Raw genomic sequence first — 20,275 nt, forward strand, 5'->3', positions numbered from 1 at the left:
TGGTTCTGGAAATGGAAAAATGGGTTCGCAATATCAAGAACTCGGCGGGCGTCTTCCAGTTTCAGGTCAACGAGGTGCGCAAGGAAACCGAAGGGCACCGGCCCCTCGCCGTCCCCGGTCCCGTCCCGGTCCCCGGGACCCCCGGTTACTCGGTCTTGATCGCCGTCAGCATGTTGAGCTTCGCGGCGCTGCGGGCGGGCCACAGCGAGGCGAGGACGCCCACCAGGCCGGCGAGGACCAGGAAGACCGCGATGCGGTCCCACGGGATCACCAGGGCGTAGCCGGGGATGTCGGCGGCCAGGGTCTGGCCGATCGCCCACCCGAGGAAGACGCCCAGCGCGATCCCGATCACCGCGCCGAAGACCGAGATGACGACGGCCTCCAGGCGGATCATCCGCTTGACGCGGCCGCGGTCGAGACCGATGGCCCGCAGCATGCCGATCTCCTGCTGGCGCTCGAACACCGACATCGCGAGGGTGTTGACGACGCCGAGGACCGCGATCAGCAGGGCCATGGCGAGCAGCCCGTACATGATGTTCAGCGCGGTGTTCACGAAGCCGCCGAACATGTCACGGATGTCCTGCCGGTCCATGACGCTCATCGCCGGGTTGTCGCCGAGCGCGTCCACGATGGCCTGCTCGTTGGCCTGGCTGGCGCCGCCGTCCGTCTTGATCCAGATCTCGCGGATGTCGGAGTGGGTGGCGGAGCTGTGCTGGTCCGCCAGCGCCTTCGGGATCACGAAGGGCGAGAGGAACTCGTTCTCCTCGAAGAGGGCGCCGACGGTCAGCTCGCCCTTCTTGTCGTCGTCGAACGTCACCGGGAGGGTGTCGCCGGTCTTCCAGCCGTTGGACTTCGCGGTCTTGGCGCCGACGGCCACCTGGCCGTCCTTCAGCGAGGAGAGCGATCCGGAGACCGTCTTCACCGTGAAGACCTTCTCCACATCGCCCGGGGTGACGCCCGAGGCCGAGTGGAACTCCCCGTCGATCGTGAAGTACACCGACTGCTGCGGCGAGAGCGCGGAGACGCCGTCCGCCTTCGACAGGGCGGTGAGCGCCGACTCGTCGAGGGAGTCGCCACTGGCCATCGAGACCATGTAGTCGGCCTTGATGTGGTCCGTGGTCATCTTGTCGATGGCCTGGCCGAGGGTGACGCCGAGCACCGAGATGCCGGTGACCAGGGTCAGCCCGATGGCCAGGGCGGAGGCGGTGGCTCCGGTACGCCGCGGGTTGCGGACCGCGTTCTGCGAGGCCAGCTTCCCCGAGACGCCGAACACCTTCGTCAGCAGCGGCCGCACCAGGGCGATGACCGGGCGGGAGAGCAGCGGGATCAGGATGATGATGCCGATCAGGGCGAAGAAGGCGCCGGCCGCGACCAGGTAGCGGCCGCTCTCCCCGCCGGTCGCCGCACCGCCGACGATGCCCGCCGCACCGAGCAGGGCGATGACACCGCCGATGGAGTTCCGTACGACCAGGGACTTGACGGAGGCGGTGGCGTGCACGCTGCTCATCGCCGCGACCGGGGCGATCCTCGCGGCCCGGCGGGCGGGCAGCCAGGCGGCCAGGACGGTGATCAGGATGCCGACGGCGAAGGCGGAGCCGACCGCGGTGGGCGAGACGACCAGTGGTCCGGCCGGGATCTTGCCGCCCAGGAGGCCCATCCCGGAGCGCAGGCCGGTGGCGAGGCCGAGGCCGACGGCGAAGCCGATGACGGAGGCGAGCGTTCCGACGACGCCGGCCTCGATCAGCACGGAGCGCTTGACCTGGCGGCGGGAGGCGCCGATGGCCCGCATCAGGGCCAGCTCACGGGTGCGCTGGGCGACCAGCATGGTGAAGGTGTTGGCGATGAGGAAGACACCGACGAACAGGGCGATGCCGGCGAAGACCAGCAGGATGGTGTTGAGGCCGGTGAGACCGCTCTCGATCTGCCGGGCCTGCTCGTCCGCGAGGGCCTTGCCGGTCTGCGCGGTGGCCTCCTCCGGCAGCAGCGGAACGATCGCGTCCAGCAGCTTCTGGTCGGAGGCGCCCGCGGTGGCGGCCACGGTGGCGTTCTGGAAGACGCCGGGCTTCAGGTAGAGCTGCTGGGCGGTCGCGGTGTCGAACAGCACCAGGCTGCCGCCCGCGTTGACCGCGCCGTCCTCGGTGGTGAAGACGCCGGAGAGGGTGTACTCCTTCACCGGGCCGTTGGTGGCGACCCGCACCGGATCGCCGACGCGGTACTCGCCCTTGGCGGCGGTGTCCTTGTCGAGGGCGACCTGGCCGTTCTTCACCGGGCCGCTGCCCTGGGTGAAGTCGTACGCGCTGTCCTTGCCGTCCTTGCCGGGGGCGAAGTTGGCACCGGTGTTGGACCAGCCGTTGCCGATGAGCTTGCCGTCCGGGTCGGCGACCCCGGCGAAGCCGTCGACCCGGCCGGTGACGGAGGCCACGCCGTCCACACCGCGGATCTTGTCCAGGGTGGCGTCGTCGAGGCCGGGGGTCTTGTTGTCGCGCCCGCCGGCGTACGTCTCCACGGCGACGGCGACATCGTCGTAGCTCTTGGCGGACTGGTTGCGGAAGGCGTTGCCGAGGGTGTCGGTGAAGACGAGGGTGCCGGAGACGAACGCTACGCCGAGCATGACGGCGAGCACGGTCATCAGCAGCCTGGCCTTGTGCGCGAGGACATTGCGCAGGGCGGTACGGAACATGTTGGTGTGTCCTGGGATGGGTTCCGGAAGGGGGACGGGAACAGACGGGAACGGACGGGAACGGACGGGAACGGGGACGCGAGGGCGGCGGCCAGGATGCGGTGACCGCATGCGTCAGCCGGGCGGCGGCCGTTCTGGGCGGCGGGCCGCTCGCGTCAGCTCGTGCGCCCCTTCGCGTCGAACGCCTTCATCCGGTCGAGGACGCCGTCGGCGCTCGGGTGCATCATCTGGTCGACGACCGCGCCGTCCGCGAGGAAGATCACCCGGTCCGCGTAGGAGGCGGCCACCGGGTCGTGGGTCACCATCACCACGGTCTGGCCCAGCTCGCGCACCGAGTTGCGCAGGAAGCCCAGAACCTCGGCACCGGAACGGGAGTCCAGGTTCCCCGTCGGCTCGTCACCGAAGATGATCTCGGGCTGCGAGGCCAGGGCGCGGGCCACGGCGACCCGCTGCTGCTGCCCGCCGGAGAGCTCGGTGGGCCGGTGCTTCAGCCGCTCCGAGAGCCCCACCATGTCGATGACCTTCTGGAGCCACGCGGCGTCGGGCTTACGGCCCGCTATGTCCATCGGCAGGGTGATGTTCTCCAGCGCGGTGAGCGTCGGCAGCAGGTTGAACGCCTGGAAGATGAAGCCGATCTTGTCCCGGCGCAACTGCGTGAGCTGCTTGTCCTTCAGCGTGGACAGCTCGGTCTCGCCGATGCGCACCGAACCGCTGCTGAAGCTGTCGAGACCGGCGACGCAGTGCATCAGCGTCGACTTGCCCGAGCCCGAGGGACCCATGATCGCCGTGAACTCGCCCTGCGGGAAGTCCACGGTCACCCGGTCCAGGGCGACGACCTGCGTCTCCCCCTCGCCGTAGACCTTCGACAGCTCCGTGGCGCGGGCAGCCACCGCGGTGGCGCGGTGAACGGTGGGGGTGGTGGTCACAGGGACGCTCCTGGTTCGGGTGATGCGGACGCATGCGGTGGTGACGCGGCCCGCGCTGACGGCGGTGCCTCGGGGACTACTCCATCGTGACGTTCCGATCGCCCCGGGGCGTCACTCCCGATGCCCGTTCCCGTGGCCCTCTTGAGTCGCATCACAGGGGTGAGACCGTCCTCCTCGGGTATGACACCGACCCTGACGCTCCGCCCGCGAGGCGGCCCGGTGACACAGGGTGATCACTGCTCTCCGATCCGCGAAGGCCCCCGCCCAGGCGGAACGAGAGCCTCCTCCGACACCCCGGATCCCGAGGGTGGCGCACCCCCTGGCGAGGCCTGGCGCACACCTGGCGCACTGGGCCGTACGGGTGCAGCGACTTTCCGTCAATCCCGTACGGCGTGCTGCTCACCGGTAACCGGTACGGGCGCGTGGTGAGGCCGCTCTCATGTGCTGATGGCCCCTCAAGTGGTCAATAAAATAGGACAACATCGCGCCACCGTTCCGCTGATCGGGGGACGCCCCCGGATAGGGTCAGTTGCCAACGCGGAGCCGCGCGGCACGCCCGGATGGTGGAACGTAGACACGGCGAGCTTAAACCTCGCTGCCCCTCGGGGGCGTGCCGGTTCGAGTCCGGCTCCGGGCACCAGGCTCCTCACTGGGAGTGAGCGGCGGCAACGGCACGAATTCATGCCCCCCATGTGCCGATTGGGGAACACCACGGGAACGCGGCGCCGGAACGCATCGCTACGGTCGGCGCACGGCAGCGGTGCGCCCCGAGAAGGCGATCGGCGTGGGCGTTGGTGACAAAGATCCTCCCCTGGTACTGGGGTGGTTCTTTTGCCTACCCATTACTCTTGTCGCGAGGCCACGCAGTGTGGCCATGGAGGAGTGAGATGAGGAGCAGCAACCCGGTCTTCTCGCGACGGGGGTTCAGCCGCGACAACGGCCACGCGGGCTTCAACGCGGCGCCGCAGGCCGGGGCCGCCGCGACGGGGGCCAACCCGTTCGCGCAGGGCACCGCCGCAAACCCGTACGCCACCAACCCCTACGCACAGCAGGGCACCCAGCCCGGCGCCCCGGCGCCCGCGCGCACCGACGCGATGACCATCGACGACGTGGTGACGCGTACGGCGATGACGCTCGGCCTGGTCGTCGTGGCCGCCGCCATCGCCTGGTGGGTCATGCCGGTCGACGAGGCGAACCTGGGCAGTGCCTACGGTGTCGCCATCGGTGCCGCGATCATCGGCTTCGTGCTGTCGCTGGTGAACTCGTTCAAGCGCCGGCCCTCGCCGCCGCTGATCCTGACGTACGCGGCGTTCGAGGGTGTCTTCCTCGGCATCGTCAGCAACATCGTCAGTGTCTACGTCGCCCCCGGCGCCGCGATGCAGGCCGTGATCGGCACGATGGCGGTCTTCGCCGGTGTGCTGATCGCCTACCGCACCGGTCTGATCCGGGTCACGCGGCGTTTCTACGGCTTCGTGATGGCCGCCACCATCGGCTTCATGCTGCTGATGATGGTCAACATGCTGTTCGCCGTCTTCGGCGGCGGTGACGGCCTCGGCTTCCGCAGCGGCGCGCTCGGCATCATCTTCGGCATCGTGGCCATCGTGATCGGCGCGTGCATCCTCGCCCTCAACTTCAAGCAGGTCGAGGACGGCATCGCGTACGGCGCTCCGCGCGAGGAGGCGTGGCTGGCCGCCTTCGGCCTCACCGTGACCCTGGTGTGGATCTACATCGAGATGCTGCGCCTGGTCGCCATCCTCAGCGGCGACGACTGACCGGTAACGCACCACGCACCGGCAGACACCATCGGAAGGGCCCGCAGGCATCGCGCCTGCGGGCCCTTCCGATGTCGCCTGCGCAGGGGGCGCGCAGAGGTGCTCCCGTACGGGATGGCGGGTGGGGCGGCGTGGCAGCCGGGCGCGAGGGGCGCGTAGGGTCGGGCGCGTGCTCGATACGACGCCTCTGATCCTGGTCGTGGACCGATTCGCCGACCGGCTGCGCTCGGCCCCGCAGAGCCGCCTCCAGCGCGGGGCGGCCGCCGAGGCGCTGGCCGTCGCCCGCGAACTCGCCGTACGGGCCCAGCGCTTCGAGAGCCCGGGGGCGGAGCCGCGGGTGGTTCCGGACGCCGGGGTGTTCGCGGTGGGCGACCAACTCGCCGTCGCCGGGCGGGACCTGGCCGTGTCACTGGTGACGGCCCCGCCCGGAGAGCTGGACGAGGCCGTGCGATACGTCGAGGAAGCGGCGGCGCGGGCTTTCGCGTAGTCGGGCCCGCGCCGGGGGAGCCGGGGAGCTGGTGGTGGGTCGGTCGGAACCGGCTCGGTCCGGTCCGGCTCGGTCCGGCTCGGTTCGGACCGGTCTGTTCGGCTTAGTTCGGACCGGTCTGGTTCGGTTCGGTTCGGTCAGAACGAGGCTATGACGCGGTCCGCCAGGATGTAGACGTTGTCCTCGCCGCAGGAGAAGGTCAGCGCATAGGCGCCGGAGACACCCGAGCCGCCCAGCAGCACCGGCTGCCGGCCCGACCGCAGCGCGTCCGCGAGCCGCTCGGCCGTCTCGCGGTGGCCGGGGGTCATACAGAGCGTGGTGCCGTCCGCGAAGACGTACACGTCGAGCGTGCCCAGCGGTCCCGGCCGCACGTCGGTGAGCTCGGTGGCCAGGTCGGCCAGCTCCTCCAGGCGGCTCACGGTGCGCTCGTGGTCGGTGACCACCGGGGTCTGTACGGGGACGAAGTCCGGGTGCGAGGGGTGGCGGCGGCGGGCCGCGGCCAGTTCGGGGGAGTCCTCGGGGTGGTCCGCGACCTCCGGCAGGTCCGTCAGCTCACCGGCGAGGTCGGCGGCCTCGTGCTCGGCGAGCGTCCGCTCGCTCAGCTCCGCCAGCTCCTCCATCGCCTCGGCCGCTTCGAGGTCCATCGACTCCAGGCCGGCGAAGTCGGTCTGGCGCGGCAGGTAGAACGGGGCGTCCTCTCCGAGCACGGGCAGCCCGCCCAGCAGGGAAGGGGCGTCCGCCGCGTCGCGGGCCTCCTGGGCGGCCCAGAAGGCGCGCGCCTCGGCCAGCTCGCGCTCGCGCTCCTCGGCCAGCGCCTCGGTCACGGCCGCGCGTATCTCCTCGGCGGGGGTGGCGGTACTACGGCTCTGCGGTGGCACCGACGCGGCGAGAGCGCGGCCCTCGGCCAGCTCCGAGCGCAGGCCCGAGACCTGCTTGCGCAGCCCGTGAGCGGCATGCAGCGCGGCGGCGCCGACGGCCGTGGCAGCGGCGGTGGTCAGCAACAGGGCAAATGACATGGCGCTCACTGACAACTCCCGATTTCAATCGATACCCCCGACTTCCTACATCAGCTTGACCTCTACCCGGAGCGGCTGTCAGTGCATTACGTCACGAAATGGACAGGTCTTTCGGTCCTGGGTTTACCCCCATATCCACGGTGACCTGGGGAAACGTATCTCCCCCGGGACGCAGATCACATCCTGGGGGAGATTCGGTCACGGTCGGGGCTCGGCCGGATTCGGACACCCCGTGGCGAGGGAAGCCCCGGGGCCCGCGAACAAAGCCCCCGGGACCGTACAGGCCTGACTCGGCCGCTCGTGCTCGTGGTCGCGCTGAGCTTCGCCTCCGCTGCGGGCAGGTGCCGTACGCGTACCTCGCACGACCCCTACCCTCCGCTGCGGCTCAGCTCAGCCGCTCGATCACCATCGCCATGCCCTGGCCGCCGCCCACGCACATCGTCTCCAGGCCCCACTGCTTGTCGTGGAACTGGAGGCTGTTGATCAGCGTGCCGGTGATGCGGGCGCCCGTCATGCCGAAGGGGTGGCCGACCGCGATCGCGCCGCCGTTGACGTTGACCTTCTCCAGCGGCAGGCCGAGGTCCCGGTAGGAGGGGATGACCTGGGCGGCGAACGCCTCGTTGAGCTCGGCGAGGTCGATGTCGCCGATGGTCAGGCCGGCCCGCTTCAGCGCCTGCTTGCTGGCCTCGACCGGGCCGTACCCCATGATCTCGGGGGAGAGGCCGGAGACGCCCGTGGAGACGATCCGGGCCAGCGGGGTCAGGCCCAGCTCGCGCGCCTTGGTGTCGGACATGATCACCAGGGCGGCGGCGCCGTCGTTCAGCGGGCAGCAGTTGCCCGCGGTGACCAGGCCGTCGGGGCGGAAGACCGGCTTCAGGCCCTGCACGCCCTCCAGCGTGACGCCCGCGCGCGGGCCGTCGTCCTTGGAGACGACCGTGCCGTCGGGGGTGGTGACCGGGGTGATCTCCCGCTCCCAGAAGCCGTTCTTCAGGGCTTCCTCCGCGAGGTTCTGCGACCGTACGCCGAACTCGTCCATCTCCTGGCGGGTGACGCCCTTGGACCGGGCCAGGTTCTCCGCCGTCTGCCCCATCGAGATGTACGCGTCCGGGACGAGCCCGTCCTCGCGCGGGTCGTGCCAGCCCGCGCCGGACTCCTCGGCGCGGGCGGCGGTGCGGGCCTCGGCCTCGGCGAAGAGCGGGTTGTGCGTGTCCGGCAGGCTGTCGGAGTTGCCCTTGGTGAAGCGGGACACCATCTCGACGCCCGCCGAGATGAAGACGTCGCCCTCGCCGGCCTTGATCGCGTGCAGCGCCATCCGGCTGGTCTGCAGCGAGGAGGAGCAGTAGCGGGTGACCGTACAGCCGGGAAGGTGGTCCATCCCCATCTGTACGGCGATGACGCGGCCCAGGTTGTTGCCCTGCTCGCCCCCGGGCAGGCCGCAGCCCAGCATCAGGTCGTCGATGTCCCTCGGGTCCAGCTCGGGGACCTTGGCCAGCGCGGTCTGGATGATCGTGGCGGTCAGGTCGTCCGCGCGCAGGTCCTTGAGGGACCCCTTGAAGGCGCGGCCGATCGGCGAACGGGCGGCAGAGACGATCACGGCTTCGGGCATCACGCGGCTCCATGAGGGCTGGAAGGCTGGGTGGACGAGGGAACTCCTCTGGAAGCTACCCGGGCGTAACGCCCGGGTCACCCGGCAGGCCGTGTGATGCGGGACTCTTTTCTAAGCGCTTGCTCAGGTCGCTTGGTCGTTGCGCTTGGTTCCCGCGCTTGGTTCCCGCGCTCGGCCGGTGTGCCTGGCCGGTCGGCCTGCCGGGTGATGTCCGTCTGCGTGCCGTCTGCGTGCCGTCTACGTGCCGTCTACGTGTGCCCGTGTGCCGCGTCGGGGTGCGGGTGGGGCGCCGGTTCCGTCTCCGGGGAGGCGGGCAGGCGCCGCCGCCTGCGGTGCTTGAGGAGGGCCCAGGGGGCGCGGGCCCCCGTGACCTCCGTACCGGCCTCGCGGGCCGCCTGGGAGGCCGCCTTGGCCACCGGCAGGATGCCCTCGCGGCGGGAGCCGTCCAGGCGGTCCGACTCCGGCCACAGGCCCAGCACCGCGCAGAGCGTGGGCAGCACCGCCATGGCCGCCGTCGCGTACCCCTCGGCGGAGGGGTGGTAGTTGTCCGGCCCGAACAGCTCGCGCGGGTTCGCCGCGAACTCCGGGCCCAGCAGGTCGCCCAGCGACACCGTGCGCCCGCCCTGCTCCACCGAGCCGATCGTCTGCGCCGCCGCCAGCTGCCGGCTCACCCGCCGGGCCAGCCAGCGCAGCGGCTGGTAGACCGGCTCGATCGTGCCCAGGTCCGGGCAGGTCCCCACGACCACCTCCGCCCCCGCCGTCCGCAGCCTGCGCACCGCCGTCGTCAGACAGCGCACCGACTGGGTGGCGGGCATCCGGTGGGTGACGTCGTTCGCCCCGATCATGATCACGCAGACGTCCGGGGTGCGGGCCGGGTCCGCCAGCAGCAGCGACACCTGCCGCTCCAGATCGTCCGACCTGGCCCCCGGCAGGGCCACGTTCCGCAGGTCCACCGGGCGCTCGGCCACCGCCGCGAGCCCCGAGGCGAGCAGCGCCCCCGGGGTCTGCCCGGCTCGCCGCACCCCTTGGCCCGCGGCCGTCGAATCGCCGAGCATCCCGAGCCGCAACGGATCGTCCGGGCCGGCGAACGCCACCCCGTACCGCCCGTCCGCGCTCGGCGGAACGGGCGCTGTGTTACCGCCCACCTGCCTCTTCGCGAGCTGGACCTCCGCCAGGAACACGCCCACGGCCGCCGCACCGATCAGTCCGATGCTCCCACCGCCGTAAGCCGCGCCCGCCGCGATCCGCCGTGCCACCCTTGCTCTCGACACAGTCCGGTCCACCTCCTCCTCGCCGTACAGCGCTACATGTACCTACCTGCCCCGTGAAGGGCGCCGCCCAATCGCACCGCACGTTTCCGGGCCCGTACGCTCCGTATCCGGCCGCCCGGTCCAGGGGCGGAGTCCGTACCGACGCACAGTCCGGCTCGTACGCATACCCTGGGCCGGACCATCTCGGAGATCCCGGAGTACACGGTGCAATTCCACGATTCGCTGATCACACTTGTCGGCAACACCCCGCTGGTGAGGCTGCGCAACGTCACGGCAGGCATCCAGGCGACCGTCCTGGCCAAGGTCGAGTACTTCAACCCCGGCGGGTCGGTGAAGGACCGCATCGCCCTGCGCATGATCGAGGCGGCCGAGCAGAGCGGCGAGCTCAAGCCCGGCGGCACGATCGTCGAGCCGACCAGCGGCAACACGGGCGTCGGCCTCGCGATCGTCGCCCAGCAGAAGGGCTACAAGTGCATCTTCGTCTGTCCGGACAAGGTGTCCACGGACAAGATCAACGTGCTGCGCGCATACGGCGCGGAGGTCGTCGTCTGCCCCACGGCCGTCGACCCTGAGCACCCGGACTCGTACTACAACGTCTCCGACCGGCTGGTCACCGAGACGCCGGGCGCCTGGAAGCCGGACCAGTACTCCAACCCGAACAACCCGCGCTCGCACTACGAGACCACCGGTCCCGAACTGTGGGAGCAGACGGAGGGGAAGATCACCCACTTCGTCACGGGCGTCGGCACCGGCGGCACGATCAGCGGCACCGGGCGCTACCTCAAGGAGGTCAGCGACGGCGCGGTCCAGGTCATCGGCGCGGACCCGGAGGGCTCGGTCTACTCCGGCGGCTCCGGGCGTCCGTACCTGGTCGAGGGGGTCGGCGAGGACTTCTGGCCGAGCGCGTACGACCGCACCGTCACGGACGAGATCGTCGCGGTCTCCGACAAGGACACCTTCCAGATGACCCGCCGCCTCGCCAAGGAGGAGGGCCTGCTCGTCGGCGGCTCCTGCGGCATGGCGGTCGTCGGGGCCCTGGAGGTCGCCCGGCGGCTCGGCCCGGACGACGTCGTGGTGGTGCTGCTGCCCGACAGCGGCCGCGGCTACCTCAGCAAGATCTTCAACGACGAGTGGATGGCCGACTACGGCTTCCTGGAGGACACCAGCTCCTCCCCCCAGGTCAGCGCGGTGCTGGACTTCAAGCAGGGCCCGCTGCCCTCCCTCGTGCACATGCACCCGGACGAGACGGTCGGCCAGGCCATCGACGTCCTGCGTGAGTACGGCGTCTCCCAGATGCCGATCGTGAAGCCGGGCGCCGGCCACCCCGACGTGATGGCCGCCGAGGTCATCGGCTCCGTCGTGGAGCGGCAGCTGCTGGACGCCCTGTTCACCCAGCGCGCCTCGCTCACCGACCCGCTGGAGAAGCACATGTCGGCCCCGCTGCCGCAGGTCGGCTCCGGCGAACCGGTCGAGGACCTGATGGCCGCGCTCAGCGGTGCCGATGGCTCCGACGCGGCGATCGTGCTGGTCGAGGGGAAGCCCAAGGGCGTCGTGAGCAGGCAGGACGTGCTGGCGTTCCTCGCGAAGGAGGCCGGCGCCAAGGGGTGAGGTCCGGCCGGGGGCCGGGGCGCCGCGGTTTCGCGGAAACGGTACGAGAGCGTCACGTCCGCGCAGCACCCGCTTAACACGGCTCCGGCACATTGGTGGGTGTCGGCAGGGAGACCCGCCGGCACCCAGAACGGCGACACCGGACTACGGAGCGGCTCCCGGACCTCCACCGTCGCCCGGACGCGGGCATCCGGCCCTGACCCGGACCCCGTCCCTCGCGGGGACCGCCGTCGTCCCGCCCTCCGGGCCACCGGGGGTGCGGCGGCCCCCGCGACATACCTCGACGCGCGGCCAGGCCCTCCGTGGGCCCGGCCGCGCTGTCGTTTCCGGTCACAGCACTCGGTCGGTCACGTCACTCGGTCGGTCACAGCGTTCGGTCGGTCACGTCACTCGGTCAGTCACAGCACTTGGTCAGTCGCGTCACTCGGTCGGTCACATATCACTCGGTCGGTCACAGCACCCAGTCGGTCACGTCACCCGGGCAGTCACAGCACCCGGTCAGTCCTGCCAGTCGGAGGCCGCGCGCCGCTGCCGCTGCCGGAACAGGCCCCCGTTGCGCGCCGCGTGGACCGCGTTCACCCCGACGATCCCCATCCAGGCCACCACCAGCCCCTCGATGCCCGCGTTGACGACCCCGATCGCGGAGAGCGGGACGGCCAGGACGAGCGAGACCACCCCGAACCCGAACCGCTCCCCGAAGCCGGGCGCCGGCCCCGCCGCCGACGGCGGCCGTGCGGAACGGGGGTCCCGGGCGGCTGTCACCTGCTGCTCGGCGAGGTGGCGCCGGACCTGGCGGTCCATGGTGGAGTCCAGGCGCTGCTCGACCTTCTCCAGGAACGAGTCGATGAGCGCGGACTCGTACTCCGGCCCCAGCTCGCCGCGCGCCTGGAGGGTGGCGGAGAGCTCCTTCTTCAGGTCGTGGTCACGGGCTTCCATGCCCGTTACGTTACGAGCGGCGACGGGCCGCAGCACGGGTGCTAGCCCCCGTATTTTCCGGGGGTTCTCCCGGCTGCCGCACGGCCGGACCGCACGCGGTCACGCCTGCCCCGCACCGGCGGCTCGGGCGGCGAAGGCCTGACGGACGAAACGTCGCTGCCAGGGCACCTCGACCGCGCGGGGGTGGTGGTTCCGCCGCACCCACCTGACCGCCTCCTTGGGGCCCATGCCCTCGAGGACGCAGATCGCGGACAGTGCCGTGCCGGTCCGGCCGATGCCGCCTCCGCAGCAGATCTCCACGCGGTCGTCCGCGGCCCGCTCGTGGGCGAGGCGCAGTGTGCGCATCGCGTCCGCCGGGTCGGCGGGAAGCCAGAAGTCCCGCCAGGGCACCCAGACGGACTCCCACGGAGGGTCGGCCGGCCGATGGCCCGTCAGGTGCACGGCGAACGTGGGGGTCTGCCCCTCGGGCAGGTCGTATCTGAGGCCGCGCCCCCGGAGCCTGCGCCCGGAGGGGAGCTGGATCACCCGGTCGGCATCCGCGTTCCATGGTTCGGTCATGTCGGTTCCTGTCGCGATCGGTCCGGCGGGGATGAACGGCCTGATGGTTCCGTGACCGTGAGACGTCTGTCCACCCGCTGCATATGGACATACAGGAGCCTTCCTGGCTGAATGGATCTGTCGGCGCCGATCGTGGCGCGACGGATCCAGCAAGGGGACAGCATGAGTGGGAGCAGCCCCGCCGCGCGGTTGCAGCGGCTCTTCGAGGGGCACCGGCTCACGCCCACCCAGCGGCGCATCGCGCACTGCATGGTCCGCCGGGCGGCCGACGCGCCGTTCCTCTCCAGCGTCGAGCTGGCCGAGCTCGCCGGGGTCAGCCAGCCCTCCGTCACCCGCTTCGCCGTCGCCCTCGGCTTCGACGGCTACCCGGCGCTCCGCCGCCACCTGCGCGAGGTGGCGCCCGCCGACGCGGAGCAGGAGGAGGCGGGGGAGACGTACAACGAGTACCAGCAGGCCGTCCGCGCCGAGATCGAGAACCTCCAGCACCTCTCCGACCTCCTCGCCGACCCCGGGCCCGTGGAGCGGGCGGGCCGCCTGCTGGCCGGGTCGCGGCCGCTGCCCGTGCTGGGGCTGCGCGCGGCCTCCTCGCAGGCGCGCGGGTTCGGCTACTTCGCCGCCAAGGTGCACCCCGACGTCCGGGTGCTCGACGAGGGCGGCTCCATGCTCCTGGACCGGATCGACTCCGCCCGCCGGGCCGGCGCCACCGCCCTGATGTGCTTCGCGCTGCCCCGCCACCCCAAGGAGTGCGTGGAGGCGCTGGCGTACGCCGGGGCGCAGGGGCTCACCGTCGTGACGGTCGCCGACTCCGCGTTCGCGCCGGTCGCCAAACACAGCGATCTGCTGCTCCCGGCGGCCATCGGCTCCGGGCTCTCCTTCGACACCGTCTGCGCGCCGATGCTGCTGGGGCGGGTGCTGCTGGAGGCGATGTGCGACGAACTGCCCGACGCCCAGGCGCGGCTGGAGGAGTTCGACGTACGGGCGGCGGCGTGGGGGCTGTTCGTGGAGTGACGTGGGGGCTCTTCGTGGAGTGAGGGGCCGCCCGGGGCCAGGGCCCGGCATTTTCGCGGATTCTCACGCATCGCTCATCTGCGGCCGTTAACCTCCGCGCCCAGAAGCACCGCGGCGGCGTCGCGGCACCGCGAGGAGCGGGACACCGCTGGACGCCGCCGGACAGGGCAGGACATCGCTGAAAGAGGGGTACGGACGTGGGGCGCGGAGGACAGTCGCTGGCGAGAGTGGCCGTGATCGTACGGGCCGGGGCGGCACCGCTGTGGTGGGCCGGGCTGGTGGCGGCCGCGGCGGGGGCGTTCGTATCGGGGCTGACCGGACGCCGGATCGGGCTGCTGGCCGGGGCGGCGCTCTTCATCGTCACCGCGGCCCTCGTGCTCCTGGCGCGCGGCGGGCGGTACGCGGAGCTGGCCCGGAGCGCCTCCCGAGCGGGGCGCGGCGACTTCCTCCAGGACCGGGCCGTGACCGTACGGAGGTGGCGGCGCGGGCACCGGTGGTGGCTGCTGGGGGCGTTCGTGGTGGCGGTGGCTTCCTCGTTCGCGCTGCCGGGCGCCGGCGGGCTGGTGCTCGCGGGCGTGGGCGCCGGTCTGTGGGCGAAGGCCGTACGGATCGGGCAGCGGGAGCGCCGGGACGACGTCCTGTACTGGGTGCGCACCGACTGGGCCCGGGGCGGCAGCCCGGTCGCCGAGCGGGTGGCGGGGCACCGGACGACGGGACCGGAGGCGGGGGACGCCGCGCCGGGCGGGGCGCGGCGTCGCCGCCGGTGAGGGGGGACGGGATGTGCTCAGGCCTCCGGGTCTCCCGGAGGGGCTCAGACCTCCAGGTCGGCCTCGATCTTCTTCAGCTGGTGGCGGGCCATCGCCAGGTTCGCCCGGCTCGCGTCCAGCACCAGGTAGAGGAAGAGGCCGTTGCTGCCACGGGTCCTGAGCAGCCGGATCAGGTGGTACTGGGTGCCCAGCGTGATGAGGATGTCCTCGATCTCGTCCTTGAGGCCCAGGTGCTCCATGGTGCGGAGCTTGGCGCGGACCACGTCGGTGTTGCCCGCGGCGGCGACTTCCAGGTTGAAGTCCTTGCCGCCGCCGAGCGTGCCCAGCGCCATCCCGCTCGTGTAGTCGACGAGGGCCACACCCGTGGCGCCCTCGATCGAGCTCATCGCTTCCTTCAGTGACGCTTCGGTGTTCGCCATGGAGGCTCGTTTCCTTTCCGTGGCCGGTCGCGGTGACCGGGGCCGTTTCTGTATGGGTGACGTGGGTTTCCGCGTGATGGCGTGAGTCCCGGTGGTCTTGGAGCTACGGGCAGGGGCTACGGGGAGGGTTACGTGGGCCGCTGCGGAAGGGTGTGGCCCGGGGCGGTGCGCGGTGGCGCGGTGGGGGCGGGGGGCGTGCGCTCGGCGCGTTCCAGCGCGGTGTCGACGAGTTCGCCGATCCGGGCGCCCGCGCGGCGGCCCTCCAGATGGAGCCGGCCGACGTTGATGCGGTCCTCGGCCAGCAGGGTCAGGACGGCGGAGGAGCCGGCGGCGTAGGTGGCGATGTAGCCGTTCTCACCGCGGACCAGGAGCTCCCGGAACCCGCCGCGGCCGGTGGCCTCCGTCATCCGGATCGATACGCCGAGCGCGGCGGCGGTGAGGGCGGCGACGCCCTCGGCCTCGATGCCCGGGGTGTCGTGGGCCAGGACCAGGCCGTCGGTGGAGGCGGCCAGCGCCCCGGCGAGGAGGGGGACCCGGGCCCGTAACCGCTGGAGCTCGTCGAGCACACCGCGCGTCCCGGCCTCGGGAACCATCAGCTGTCTCCTCCCGGCACGCTGTCTGAGCGCGCGTATCACAGGGCCTCCAATGCGTCTCGGAGCCGGCGCAGCAGGGCGATATCAGGGTCGGCCGTCACCTCGGGGAGCGTGATCCGGCCGGATGCGCGGGCGGCGGGCAGCGGCTGCGCGCGGACCGCCTCCACCAGGCCGGCCGCGGCCAGGCGCCGCAGGTCGACCAGGATGTGGAACGCCGAGCGGCCCAGCGCCTGGGCGATGTCGGAGGCCGTACGCACACCGTCGGCCAGCTCCAGGACCGCGCGCTGGCGGGCCGGTACGGGGCTGTCGCCGGGGTGCGCCGCCGACCGCGCCACGGGGGCGCCGTCGCAGGACGCGTCGGGCCAGATCCGGTCCAGCAGCTCGCGTCTGCGCAGCGTCTCGCGCTGTACGGCGGCCACCGGGACCGGCCGCACCGGGCCGATCCAGTGGGACACCCCGTAACGGAAGCGGGCGGGTGTGCCGGTCGGGGCGAGGGCGAAGAACGCGGCGTCGTACAGCGCGCCCAGATGGCACAACTCCAGCGCCCCGCCCGGCACATGGCCGCTGTCCACGAGGTAGCGGCCGACCCGCCGGCCGGCCCCGGCCTGTGCCACCGCGTCCCACCAGCCCTCGTGCCGCAGGGTGCCGCCGGTGGTGAGGAGCACGTCGATGCCGGGGGTGGCGGGGCTCTCGGCGTGCACCACCTGGCCGTCGGCGAGGTAGAGCGTGCCGCGGTCGCGCATCAGGGCGCCGGTGGCCCGCTCGGCGGCGAGGCGCTGGAGCATCGGGGAGCAGACCGGGAGCCGGTCGGTCCCTGGTGGGCCGGGGTCGGCGGCTATCGCGCTCACGCCAGCACCAGCCGCTCGGCCAGCTCGCCCAGGCGCATCCGGGCGAGCGCGAGATTGCCTTCGGAGCGGTCCAGCCAGAGGTGGAGGAAGACGCTGCTGTCGAAGGCTGTCTCGACGAAGCGGAGCATGTGGTAGCCGTCCTGGGTGGTGACGATGACGTCCTCGACGGGGGTGCTCGGCGCTTCCTGGGAGCGTTCGGTGGAGCCACCCGCCGCCAGGTGGGCGAAGGCGGGCTGTTCGGCGGTCATCCGGGCGACCTCCGCCGTCTCGGCCGCCGTCGCCTCGTGGTCGCCGTTGGGGGACTCGCCGATGGTGCCGAGCGCGAGGCCGCTCGTCCAGTCGACCACCGAGGCGCCCCGGGCGCCGGGCAGCCTCATGACTTCGAGCAGGCACTCGTCGATTCCGGGCACGCGGATTCCCCTCCCGACGCGGCGTACGGCTGTGACCCCGAGGCTACGCATCGTGCTCACCGCTGGTGGAAGTTCTGGCATTTTCCTTTGGTACATGCGCCCCGGGGTGTAAAGGAGCGGCTGGAATGCGTTGGCCGGGAGCCGAGGTGACGCCGCGTCAGGGCGACGGGGCGCCGGACTTCTCGCGGGCCGTCATCACCGCCTTGTTCACCGCCCACAGCCCGATGCCGATCAGCAGCAGGACCCCGGCGCGTACGTACACGTCGGAGCCCCGGTCGGCGAGCGGGCTCGCCAGGATCAGCGAGGTGACCGCGCCGAGCACCGGCAGGGCGGTCGGCGTACGGAAGTGCCGGTGCTCCACCCGGTCCTTGCGCAGCACCAGCACGGCGACGTTGACCACGCCGAAGACGCAGAGCAGCAGGAACGAGGTGGTGTCGCCGAGCCCTTCGATCTCGCCGGTGGAGACCAGGCCGACGGCCAGGACGGTGACGAAGACGATGCCGGCCCAGGGGGTGCGGCGGCCCGCCAGCACCTTGCCCATCCCGGGCGGCAGGATGCGTTCGTTCGCCATGCCGTAGCAGAGCCGCGAGGCCATCATGAGGTTGATCAGCGCCGAGTTGGTGACCGCGAACAGGGCGATCAGCGCGAAGAGTTTCGGCGGAAAATCGACGCCGCCCGCCTTCACCACCTCCAGCAGCGGGCCGCTGGAGTCCGCCAGGGTGCGGGAGTCGACCAGGAGCGAGGAGACCAGGGCGACCAGGACGTAGATGGTGCCGGTGACGGCCACGCCGATGAAGATGGCGCGGGGGAAGCTGCGGGCGGGGTCCTTGGTCTCCTCGGCCATGTTCACCGAATCCTCGAAGCCCACGAAGGCGAAGAAGCCGAGCGCGGTGGCGCCGAGCACACCGGTGAGCAGGGCGTACCCGGTTCCGCCGGTCTCGATCTGGGTCAGCCGGGAGGGCTCCCCGCCGCCGCTCAGTACGGCGTACGCGCCGATTCCCAGGATCACCGCGAGGCCGCTGACCTCCACCAGGGTCATGACGACGTTCGCCTTCACCGACTCGGAGACCCCGCGCAGGTTGACCGCGGCCAGCGCCAGGATGAACAGGATCGCGACGAGGGTCGGCGGCACCGCGTCGGTGAACTCCCCCAAATAGTCGCCGCCGAACGCGCGGGCCGCCGCGCTCGCCGAGGAGAGCCCGGAGCACATGACCAGGAAGGCGACGACGAAGGTGAGGAAGGGGACCTTGAACGCCTTCTGGGTGTAGAGCGCGGCCCCGGCGGCCTTCGGGTACTTGCCGACGAGCTCCACGTACGAGGCCGCCGTCAGCATCGCGACGACGAACCCGATCGCGAACGGCAGCCACAGCGCGCCGCCCGCCTTGCCCGCCACGTCCCCGGTGGTGGCGTAGATGCCGGTGCCCAGGATGTCGCCGACGACGAAGAGGATCAGCAGCTTGGGGCCGAGCGCCCGCTTGAGCGGCGGTGATCCCCCGGGGGCGGTGGGCGCGGGTGTGCCGGGCGTGCTCATCGGTGCCTCCGGGACGGGCCTGCGACGGGTCGGGAGACGCTTTCCCGGACGCGGCGCGAACCCCACCTGTTGACTACGACTATTCAGCGCCTCAGGATGTGAATAGATTTTCACCGTCGCGAGGAGGCACCGCCATGTCAGGACCCCGCCCCGTACGAGCGCCGCGCGGCAGCGCTCTCAGCGCCCTGGGATGGCAGCAGGAAGCCGCCCTGCGCATGCTCCAGAACAACCTGGACCCCGAGGTCGCCGAGCACCCCGACAAGCTCGTCGTCTACGGCGGTACGGGGAAGGCGGCCCGCGACTGGCGCTCGTTCGACGCGATGGTCCGCACCCTCCGGACGCTCAAGCAGGACGAGACGATGCTCGTCCAGTCCGGGCGGCCGGTCGGCGTCATGCAGACCCACGAGTGGGCGCCGCGCGTCCTGATCGCCAACTCCAACCTGGTCGGCGACTGGGCCAACTGGGAGGAGTTCCGCCGCCTGGAGGCGCTCGGCCTCACCATGTACGGCCAGATGACCGCCGGGTCCTGGATCTACATCGGCACCCAGGGCATCCTCCAGGGCACCTACGAGACCTTCGCCGCCGTCGCCGCGAAGAAGTTCGGCGGGACCCTGGCCGGGACGATCACGCTGACCGCCGGGCTCGGCGGCATGGGCGGCGCCCAGCCGCTCGCCGTCACCATGAACGACGGCGTCGCCCTCTGCATCGACTGCGACCCGCGCGCCATCGAGCGCCGCATCGAACACCGCTTCCTGGACGTGAAGGCCGACAACCTGGAGCACGCCCTCCAGCTCGCCGTCGAGGCCCGCGACGCCCGCCGCCCGCTCTCCATCGGCCTCCTGGGCAACGCGGCGGAGCTGCTGCCCCGGATGCTCGCCGAGGGCGCGCCGATCGACATCGTCACCGACCAGACCAGCGCCCACGACCCGCTGGCCTACCTCCCCCTCGGCGTCGACTTCGACGACATGGCGGACCTGGCCGCCGAGAAGCCCGCCGACTTCACCCAGCGCGCCCGCGAGTCGATGGCCCGCCACGTCGAGGCCATGGTCGGCTTCATGGACGCCGGGGCCGAGGTCTTCGACTACGGCAACTCCATCCGCGGCGAGGCCCAGCTCGCCGGGTACGCCCGCGCCTTCGACTTCCCCGGCTTCGTCCCCGCCTACATCCGGCCCCTCTTCTGCGAGGGCAAGGGCCCCTTCCGCTGGGCCGCCCTCTCCGGCGAGGCGTCCGACATCCACAAGACGGACAAGGCGATCCTGGAGCTCTTCCCGGAGAACGAGTCGCTGCACCGCTGGATCAAGATGGCCGGCGAACGCGTCCACTTCCAGGGCCTGCCCGCCCGCATCTGCTGGCTCGGCTACGGCGAGCGCGACAAGGCCGGCGAGCGTTTCAACGACATGGTCGCGAGCGGCGAACTGGCCGCCCCGCTCGCCATCGGCCGCGACCACCTGGACTGCGGCTCGGTCGCCTCCCCGTACCGCGAGACCGAGGCCATGCTCGACGGCTCCGACGCCATCGCCGACTGGCCGCTCCTGAACGCCATGGTCAACGTCGCCTCCGGCGCCTCCTGGGTCTCCCTCCACCACGGCGGCGGCGTCGGCATGGGCCGCTCCATCCACGCGGGCCAGGTCTCCGTCGCGGACGGCACCAAGCTCGCGGGCGAGAAGGTCCGCCGCGTGCTGACGAACGACCCGGGCATGGGCGTCATCCGCCATGTCGACGCGGGCTACGACATTGCGGAGTCCGTCGCCACGGACAAGGGCGTACGCGTACCGATGGCGGAGGGCAACTGATGCCTATGGGCACGCCGGGGCACCTGCCCGGGGCCGGAGGTACGCC

The 20,275-nt window shown here is 71.6% G+C and carries 18 protein-coding genes and 1 tRNA gene; 7 read left to right on the forward strand and 12 right to left on the reverse strand.

Translation table 11 applies throughout. The features are described 5' to 3' along the window. Positions 1-145 precede the first annotated feature (145 nt). Positions 146-2,680, reverse strand: a complete 2,535-nt coding sequence (locus AB0917_RS23130) for an FtsX-like permease family protein (RefSeq protein ID WP_366821525.1) — start codon at positions 2,678-2,680, stop codon at positions 146-148. A gap of 155 nt (positions 2,681-2,835) precedes the next feature. Next, entirely contained in the window at positions 2,836-3,606 is a 771-nt protein-coding gene (locus AB0917_RS23135) for an ABC transporter ATP-binding protein (RefSeq protein ID WP_366821526.1), read from the reverse strand. Between the two features lie 554 nt (positions 3,607-4,160). Between AB0917_RS23135 and AB0917_RS23140 the strand changes: the two genes are divergently transcribed. From AB0917_RS23140 to AB0917_RS23150, 3 genes are all read left to right on the forward strand, one after another. Then, a tRNA-Leu gene (locus AB0917_RS23140) sits at positions 4,161-4,246 on the forward strand. Positions 4,247-4,493: 247 nt separating this feature from the next. Next, positions 4,494-5,378 (forward strand): Bax inhibitor-1/YccA family protein, encoded by an 885-nt coding sequence (locus AB0917_RS23145; RefSeq protein WP_366821527.1) that lies wholly within the window; start codon positions 4,494-4,496, stop codon positions 5,376-5,378. Positions 5,379-5,547: 169 nt separating this feature from the next. Next, positions 5,548-5,865, forward strand: a complete 318-nt coding sequence (locus tag AB0917_RS23150; protein WP_366821528.1) for a hypothetical protein — start codon at positions 5,548-5,550, stop codon at positions 5,863-5,865. Positions 5,866-6,002: 137 nt separating this feature from the next. Here the strand turns inward: AB0917_RS23150 and AB0917_RS23155 are convergent, their stop codons facing one another. From AB0917_RS23155 to AB0917_RS23165, 3 genes are all read right to left on the reverse strand, one after another. Continuing rightward, the gene (locus AB0917_RS23155; protein WP_366821529.1) at positions 6,003-6,881 is read right to left on the reverse strand and encodes a hypothetical protein; all 879 of its coding nucleotides are present in this window, start codon (positions 6,879-6,881) and stop codon (positions 6,003-6,005) included. A 385-nt stretch (positions 6,882-7,266) separates the two neighbouring features. After that, positions 7,267-8,487, reverse strand: a complete 1,221-nt coding sequence (locus tag AB0917_RS23160; RefSeq protein WP_366821530.1) for an acetyl-CoA C-acetyltransferase — start codon at positions 8,485-8,487, stop codon at positions 7,267-7,269. Between the two features lie 248 nt (positions 8,488-8,735). Further along, on the reverse strand, positions 8,736-9,743 hold the full coding sequence (locus tag AB0917_RS23165) for an SGNH/GDSL hydrolase family protein (RefSeq protein ID WP_366821546.1): 1,008 nt from the start codon (positions 9,741-9,743) through the stop codon (positions 8,736-8,738). 219 nt (positions 9,744-9,962) lie between these two features. Between AB0917_RS23165 and AB0917_RS23170 the strand changes: the two genes are divergently transcribed. After that, complete coding sequence (locus AB0917_RS23170; protein WP_366821531.1) at positions 9,963-11,366, forward strand: cystathionine beta-synthase; 1,404 nt, start codon at positions 9,963-9,965, stop codon at positions 11,364-11,366. A gap of 498 nt (positions 11,367-11,864) precedes the next feature. Here the strand turns inward: AB0917_RS23170 and AB0917_RS23175 are convergent, their stop codons facing one another. Next, positions 11,865-12,302, reverse strand: a complete 438-nt coding sequence (locus tag AB0917_RS23175) for a hypothetical protein (RefSeq protein ID WP_366821532.1) — start codon at positions 12,300-12,302, stop codon at positions 11,865-11,867. A 99-nt stretch (positions 12,303-12,401) separates the two neighbouring features. Then, on the reverse strand, positions 12,402-12,860 hold the full coding sequence (locus AB0917_RS23180) for a protein-tyrosine phosphatase family protein (protein ID WP_366821533.1): 459 nt from the start codon (positions 12,858-12,860) through the stop codon (positions 12,402-12,404). A 162-nt stretch (positions 12,861-13,022) separates the two neighbouring features. Between AB0917_RS23180 and AB0917_RS23185 the strand changes: the two genes are divergently transcribed. Next, positions 13,023-13,868 (forward strand): MurR/RpiR family transcriptional regulator, encoded by an 846-nt coding sequence (locus AB0917_RS23185; protein ID WP_366821534.1) that lies wholly within the window; start codon positions 13,023-13,025, stop codon positions 13,866-13,868. A gap of 227 nt (positions 13,869-14,095) precedes the next feature. Continuing rightward, positions 14,096-14,635 carry a hypothetical protein gene (locus AB0917_RS23190; protein ID WP_366821535.1) on the forward strand — a complete coding sequence of 180 codons (540 nt, stop codon included), beginning with the start codon at positions 14,096-14,098 and terminating at the stop codon, positions 14,633-14,635. A 44-nt stretch (positions 14,636-14,679) separates the two neighbouring features. On the opposite strand, the gene AB0917_RS23195 is transcribed toward AB0917_RS23190, so the two are convergent. The 5 genes from AB0917_RS23195 to AB0917_RS23215 all read right to left on the reverse strand — a co-directional run bounded on the left by AB0917_RS23195 (position 14,680) and on the right by AB0917_RS23215 (position 18,436). Continuing rightward, complete coding sequence (locus tag AB0917_RS23195) at positions 14,680-15,054, reverse strand: hypothetical protein (protein ID WP_366821536.1); 375 nt, start codon at positions 15,052-15,054, stop codon at positions 14,680-14,682. A gap of 128 nt (positions 15,055-15,182) precedes the next feature. Beyond that, complete coding sequence (locus tag AB0917_RS23200; RefSeq protein WP_366821537.1) at positions 15,183-15,647, reverse strand: roadblock/LC7 domain-containing protein; 465 nt, start codon at positions 15,645-15,647, stop codon at positions 15,183-15,185. A 38-nt stretch (positions 15,648-15,685) separates the two neighbouring features. Continuing rightward, positions 15,686-16,495, reverse strand: a complete 810-nt coding sequence (locus AB0917_RS23205; RefSeq protein WP_366821538.1) for a helix-turn-helix domain-containing protein — start codon at positions 16,493-16,495, stop codon at positions 15,686-15,688. Beyond that, the gene (locus AB0917_RS23210; protein WP_366821539.1) at positions 16,492-16,905 is read right to left on the reverse strand and encodes a hypothetical protein; all 414 of its coding nucleotides are present in this window, start codon (positions 16,903-16,905) and stop codon (positions 16,492-16,494) included. The genes AB0917_RS23205 and AB0917_RS23210 overlap by 4 nt, the downstream gene beginning before the upstream one ends. A 157-nt stretch (positions 16,906-17,062) precedes the next feature. Next, a complete protein-coding gene (locus tag AB0917_RS23215) occupies positions 17,063-18,436 on the reverse strand; it encodes an APC family permease (RefSeq protein ID WP_366821540.1) in 1,374 nt (457 codons plus the stop codon). Positions 18,437-18,570: 134 nt separating this feature from the next. On the opposite strand from AB0917_RS23215, the gene hutU reads away from it, so the two are divergent. Beyond that, complete coding sequence (hutU, locus tag AB0917_RS23220) at positions 18,571-20,229, forward strand: urocanate hydratase (protein WP_366821541.1); 1,659 nt, start codon at positions 18,571-18,573, stop codon at positions 20,227-20,229. The last annotated feature ends 46 nt before the right edge of the window (positions 20,230-20,275 follow it).

It is taken from the genome of Streptomyces sp. NPDC007346, from assembly GCF_040703535.1.
Taxonomy (GTDB): domain Bacteria; phylum Actinomycetota; class Actinomycetes; order Streptomycetales; family Streptomycetaceae; genus Streptomyces.

Bases quoted from the DNA above. Each gene is read 5' to 3' on its own strand.
- AB0917_RS23130 (WP_366821525.1), bottom strand. From the start codon at position 2,680: ATGTTCCGTACCGCCCTGCGCAATGTCCTCGCGCACAAGGCCAGGCTG.
- AB0917_RS23145 (WP_366821527.1), top strand. From the start codon at position 4,494: ATGAGGAGCAGCAACCCGGTCTTCTCGCGACGGGGGTTCAGCCGCGAC.
- AB0917_RS23155 (WP_366821529.1), bottom strand. From the start codon at position 6,881: ATGTCATTTGCCCTGTTGCTGACCACCGCCGCTGCCACGGCCGTCGGC.
- AB0917_RS23160 (WP_366821530.1), bottom strand. From the start codon at position 8,487: ATGCCCGAAGCCGTGATCGTCTCTGCCGCCCGTTCGCCGATCGGCCGC.
- AB0917_RS23175 (WP_366821532.1), bottom strand. From the start codon at position 12,302: ATGGAAGCCCGTGACCACGACCTGAAGAAGGAGCTCTCCGCCACCCTC.
- AB0917_RS23180 (WP_366821533.1), bottom strand. From the start codon at position 12,860: ATGACCGAACCATGGAACGCGGATGCCGACCGGGTGATCCAGCTCCCC.
- AB0917_RS23185 (WP_366821534.1), top strand. From the start codon at position 13,023: ATGAGTGGGAGCAGCCCCGCCGCGCGGTTGCAGCGGCTCTTCGAGGGG.
- AB0917_RS23195 (WP_366821536.1), bottom strand. From the start codon at position 15,054: ATGGCGAACACCGAAGCGTCACTGAAGGAAGCGATGAGCTCGATCGAG.
- AB0917_RS23200 (WP_366821537.1), bottom strand. From the start codon at position 15,647: ATGGTTCCCGAGGCCGGGACGCGCGGTGTGCTCGACGAGCTCCAGCGG.
- AB0917_RS23215 (WP_366821540.1), bottom strand. From the start codon at position 18,436: ATGAGCACGCCCGGCACACCCGCGCCCACCGCCCCCGGGGGATCACCG.
- hutU (WP_366821541.1), top strand. From the start codon at position 18,571: ATGTCAGGACCCCGCCCCGTACGAGCGCCGCGCGGCAGCGCTCTCAGC.